4 protein-coding genes and 1 pseudogene are annotated in these 5115 nt (G+C 52.5%); 3 read left to right on the top strand and 2 right to left on the bottom strand.

The features are described from left to right. Window positions 1–374: 374 nt before the first annotated feature. Entirely contained in the window at window positions 375–620 is a 246-nt protein-coding gene (locus tag HV796_RS40140; RefSeq protein ID WP_175233273.1) for a hypothetical protein, read from the bottom strand. 323 nt (window positions 621–943) lie between these two features. On the opposite strand from HV796_RS40140, the pseudogene HV796_RS40135 reads away from it, so the two are divergent. Beyond that, window positions 944–1115 (top strand): annotated as a pseudogene (locus HV796_RS40135) (IS6 family transposase); the annotation flags it as partial. A gap of 676 nt (window positions 1116–1791) precedes the next feature. Here the strand turns inward: HV796_RS40135 and HV796_RS40130 are convergent. After that, window positions 1792–2016 carry a hypothetical protein gene (locus HV796_RS40130; protein ID WP_217478199.1) on the bottom strand — a complete coding sequence of 75 codons (225 nt, stop codon included), beginning with the start codon at window positions 2014–2016 and terminating at the stop codon, window positions 1792–1794. 736 nt (window positions 2017–2752) lie between these two features. Here HV796_RS40130 and HV796_RS40125 point away from each other — a divergent pair. Both HV796_RS40125 and HV796_RS46235 read left to right on the top strand, forming a co-directional pair. After that, on the top strand, window positions 2753–4582 hold the full coding sequence (locus tag HV796_RS40125; protein ID WP_175233271.1) for a RodZ family helix-turn-helix domain-containing protein: 1830 nt from the start codon (window positions 2753–2755) through the stop codon (window positions 4580–4582). A gap of 17 nt (window positions 4583–4599) precedes the next feature. Continuing rightward, window positions 4600–4794 (top strand): DnaJ domain-containing protein, encoded by a 195-nt coding sequence (locus HV796_RS46235; protein WP_175233270.1) that lies wholly within the window; start codon window positions 4600–4602, stop codon window positions 4792–4794. The last annotated feature ends 321 nt before the right edge of the window (window positions 4795–5115 follow it).

The following is a 5115-nucleotide window of genomic DNA, read 5'->3' as shown; positions in this document are numbered from 1 at the left end:
CAGCTGTCGCAGGTGTTCATTTGAAGTTCGACTGCAGGGAAGCTTGAAAGAGGCCGTTTTACGACGGTTTAGCGCCCTCGTCTCAACAATGAGATAAACCAACGATGTGACAGCTTGCGAAGGGCTTGTGCAATACGGCAAGACCGGCGCCAGTACGGCGCTTAATGCTGTGCTCGAGCTGTATGCAGGGAAACTTGCACGTACAGTTCTTCGGGGGCCGCGTTTCTGAGAGGAAACGCGGCTACCCTCTAGCACTCGACATTGGGCTACGTCAGCCCGATGCAATTCGAGCAGGACTGGTACTCCGTCCAGAATCAACGGGTGGCATAATCTCCGCTCAGTCAAGGGATCCGAAATTCGCGGGCAACGTCAGGTCAATGTCGGTAATAGCCGTGGCGGTAGTACCGGTGGTAATGCGGACGGTAGTACCCGCGATACCCATAGTAGCCGACGACCGGCGGTGCATACACAAACGGCGGAGGCGGATAGTAGGCCAGCGCTCCGTAGGCCGGATACACCGGCACACCGATGTGGATACCCACCGACACATGCGCCTGCGCGGCGCTTGTCAAGTCAGCCCCGAGCGCGGCCGCGACGATAAACGGGACGATCTTCTTCATTTGTTCTCTCCAAGGCAGCACATCGGGCACGTATGCCGCGTAACGACAAATCTAACGAAAATGAAACTGATATGCTGGTCTTAAGACTGTCAATACCAATGCTGCCGTGAATACACGGCGCCACGTGGCACTGGCGCCCTCACGTCCCAGATAGATAGCAGAGTTAATTATTTGTTAGTTAAACTTAATGAAACATGAAAATGTACAAAAATACGAAACATCACGCATGTTTGCGCAAATCTCTGGCTTCGGTTTTGTGCAAACGTCGGGTTTTGTGTGCTTGATTGCTCCCCGCGATACCCCGTTTCGCTGCAAAGAGGACAATGACACCACGAACGACGCTTGCTTCGGACATCGCCAAGGTTCTTAACCGGCCGCACTAACCGCTTGAAGTGATCCTGGCTGTGCCTGCGATGGTACGTTGCCTACTCGCTGAGTCTTCTCGATCTCGAGGAAGTGATCGGCCATCAAACCGGCCACACAGTCGATCGAACGAGACCTCGGCCTGACAGCCTCGACAATGCGTTGATAGTTGACGTACTGCGCGCAAGACCGACGACCTTCAGCAGCCCGGCGAGCGGGTAGTGTTGCCTCAGCTCAAGCACGATTCGCGCTTTTACTGCTGCGCGGCCCACTCCTTCGCTTGAACTAAGGCGTCGAGTTTTTTACGTAAGTGCTCTTCATTCGGAGGTGGTCAGCTCTTCCAGCAGTTCCTCGCGGGTACGCGCGTCGTCATCACGTGACTGGGCTAAGGTTCGTTAGTCGACTGCTTTGTCATTCTTATGCGGCGGCCCGGGGAGTATGGAAACAAGGCGGCTAAACCGCCCTCGTCATATGCAGGCTCCCAATCGACGATGATGTTGAAGTTCCAGATGTCAAAGAGCGCCGCAACTGACGATAGGATAGTTCCTCATCCCGCACGCGCTGCAACACCAATAGCCTGAATTCTACGCCGTAAGCGCTTCCGCGCTTCTCCTGTACACCTTCAGCGCCATAAACGATGTGAAGCGCGGCCCATATGCGTAGCGATTCAACGTTCACGCCGTGACGTCGAGCTACGACCTTTAGTCCGTGATGGCCGGTGCAGTAATCTTCGTCGACTGCCAGCTACGCCTTCTCTGTATATTTTCCCAAAAAACACCCCAAAAAACGTGCAATTTCCGGGGGCAATTCAAAGGCTCCGGACACGAAGCATCGCATTCACTTCATCCTGGACGAGCTGGATATGAAAGCGGTCGTTAACAAGACGCGCTAGAAAAGCGAGGAAAGCTCCATCACGCGCTCTGAGCTGCGGCACGCCTACCGGCAGAAAGATCAGATTGGCGACCCGATTCATTTCTACCACGAGAGTAAAGAGGTTGACCCACACGGGTGCAAGATCCACAACTCCGGTCAATATACCAGCTCCGTTCCCGAGCCAAGAAACGGGTCGACGAATCCACAGGGAATTGAATTGACTGCTCCCCTCCCTGAAGAAGCTATTGCGAGAGCCCCAACCTGGTAGAATTTTGCGACTCGCTGGCCGAAGAGAAGAGCGATGAGTACGGCATGTAAAGCTGCAAAACTCTCCCGCTGGATAACAGGCAGCATGACCTGTTTGACGATAGGCACGCACAGTCTGCGCATCAGCGGCACGGAGCCCGAAGCGATGGCCCAACGGCTCAAGCGTGGACAGGAATATGGCGCATCGTACAAGGCAATCATTGAGCCGGTATTCAGTAACCTGCGCGGTCAACAGGGATTGAACCGAGTTTGCGCTTCATCATGGCGCACAATCTGACGCAGGCAGTAGCCCTGCAAAAGGCTCTATTCGCGTTCCTATGGGCAACTTTATTCGCCCCGTGCAGGCTCAGGCCAACTTTACGCCCGCGATTCCGCGTCAGGTTTCATGGCTTCAACCGCACTTACTCGGACTGCCTGATGATGCGTTTTTCGACAACCGCTGAAGGCCCAGGTTTCCCGCGCAATCCGACGAAGCACTTCGAGCATAGCGCGTGCGATCCCAATTCGTCCATCGACACGCGGCCGCGTGCCTAGATTTCGTTTGGCCAGCAGTTTTTACGGCTGATATTCTGGGTGACCGCAGCAATCGGCGAAACTGCATTCGACCATATTCTTAATTGAGACGACCAATGCCTTCCTCACCTTCTACGATTTGGCCGACCAGTGCACCACCACCAGCGCGCAGCAACGTGCCTTCAAATGCATCTGATACTTCGGCTACCCCGCCGGCTACATCACCCACAACGCAGACGATCAACCCGCTGACAAGCGGGCTGCGGCGCGAGCCGGACCAATCTCAGAGCCCCAACAGCCAGACCCCTGCTTTGCTTCCCCAACCAAGCCTTTCAGCTGCATTTGCCTTGCCGGGAGCGTCAATCCCTAACCAACGAATGGAGGAAAAAGCAGATTCAGCTAAAGGGAATGACGCACAAAAAGCCAAGTCTGTTCGTGAAGGAGCATCAAAATACTACCACCACAAAGATCAAGAGGATTATGGGTATTTATCTTTTAAAGACTCGTCCACTCAGCATCAAGGAGATAGGGGTCAAGATATTAAAGCATATAATAGCCTGATCAAAATCAAAAATCTTAACACTGTTATCCCAAAGATAAACACGGATCGACACGCCCCGGAAGATGTCATAGCCAATGGATATTGGATTGAGCATATTGATGCCGTATTAGAATTCAAACCATGCGAGGTGTTACTTTCCAGCAAAACACCATATCAGAAAGATCAAGTAAGCATCACCGATATTTTTGAAATCCTACGAAAGTTAGATAAATCTGGTATCGAAAGAACGCTGGAAGATGTAAAAACGATTACCGATAATATTGGGAAAATATCGGACATCTTAGGGGAGCTTTCCATTGTATTAACTGAAAATGGCGGATTTCGATTAATCGATTTTGGAATCGCAAGCAATGAAGTGAATTCGCTTAGACGGAAAGGGGGCGGAGGTGATTACAAAAAAACGACGAAGGTAATTGAAGAATTGCGTAGGCTCTGCCAAGATCACCTCGCTCAAGTATCCGAGCAAGCCCCCAGCGCTCACGCGCAGGGTTTTCTGGATCGCAGAGACCGGGTGGTCGAGACGGGAGAAGGCCAGATGAAAAGCGGCGATCCCAAAAGGCTTTCGGCAAGCATTATTGATAGCAATCAATCGAGGGAGGCAACGACACTCGACAGCAAACCGATCGGCGGCGGCGCAAACGTTAAAGAATCGAACAAGATCGAGAGAAAAGAAGTCATAGATAGACTCCGTTCGTTGCACAAGCAAAATTATTGGGGTGAGTCATTGGATAAGAGCCGATTGAAAAAACTTCCTATGAACCAGCTCAAAAATATGCTTGGACGCGAAAAATCGCTTCACAACGACATATTACAAAAAATTTTTAATGACCGCGAGAAATCTCGTATTAAAAACGATCTTCATTTGTTGCTGAGTAAATTTAATTCGCTACCGGGTGACATCGATAAGTTTTCCTTGGATGAACTTAAGATTTTATATGATGACATCGAGCACCTAGAGAATTGGCCCGATGCCGGATCGAGGATTAAGGCAACCTTGATGACAGTTTACGGAGTGCAGACTGACAGCTTCAGTCGATTGGAAGCTGAACATCGCGCCCAGCAGACGAGAGAAAAGGCGGATAAGGACGCGAAGAAAGCTAAGATAGCGGCGGAATTCAAGGGAATGGCTGCGGACTCTGCGGAGTGGGATGCGCGCAGGGCACGGAAGAAGGCAGCCGGTAGACTCGAGGACGAGCAACGTTCTTCTTGGCAGGCAGGGCAAGACGCCATGCGTAACGCTCGGCGAGCAGAGCAAGCCGCTCTCAATTCTTCTGATAATTACGGCGGCGGGTATCCGCTGAGGGGGGGCGGGGAAGCGTACCGGTTTCGACCCAACGGGAAACCTTGGCAATCGAAGGCCCGAACGGAACATCTCATGGAGTGAGCGCCGGGACATCATCTATGCCGCGTGTGCGCGAAGCTCAGCCCAACCCATATGACGCTCGTTTCGCCGGTCTTGATCGTCAAGGCATGGCGAGGAGCTATAGACAACTGGCGCGTGAACTCCATCCCGACAGGAACTTCGATGATTCTCAAACCACGGAGCGTTTCCAGCTGATGCTTGAGGCGTATCAAAGGGGCGTAGCTCGTTTTTGATAACGCGCACCGTCCATTGGCCGTATTCGGTTTCACAGTGACGCGGCATCGCGCAGATCGCTTGTTACCGGACACGGAACGACGCTCTCTAGGTCGGCTAGCAAGTCTGACTGCGGATTTCGGTGATGGTGATCAGTCGTTTCGGCGATCGTGATCAGGCTGGAAGGTGGTGTTGCGCGGTTAGTGGATTATAGCGAGAGCGATCACGATCAGAGGTGGCTTCGAGAATTCGGACAGTTCGTTGAGTGGAAAAGCTGGGGCGTGAGTCGGCCATAATGGCCGGCAACAAGGAACCAGAAGATGACGAAGCGAAACCGACGG

Source organism: Paraburkholderia humisilvae (genome assembly GCF_902859855.1).
Classification (GTDB): Bacteria; Pseudomonadota; Gammaproteobacteria; order Burkholderiales; family Burkholderiaceae; genus Paraburkholderia; species Paraburkholderia humisilvae.
The sequence above is the reverse complement of the archived record's forward strand: the minus strand, read 5'-3'. Positions and strand labels throughout refer to the sequence as shown.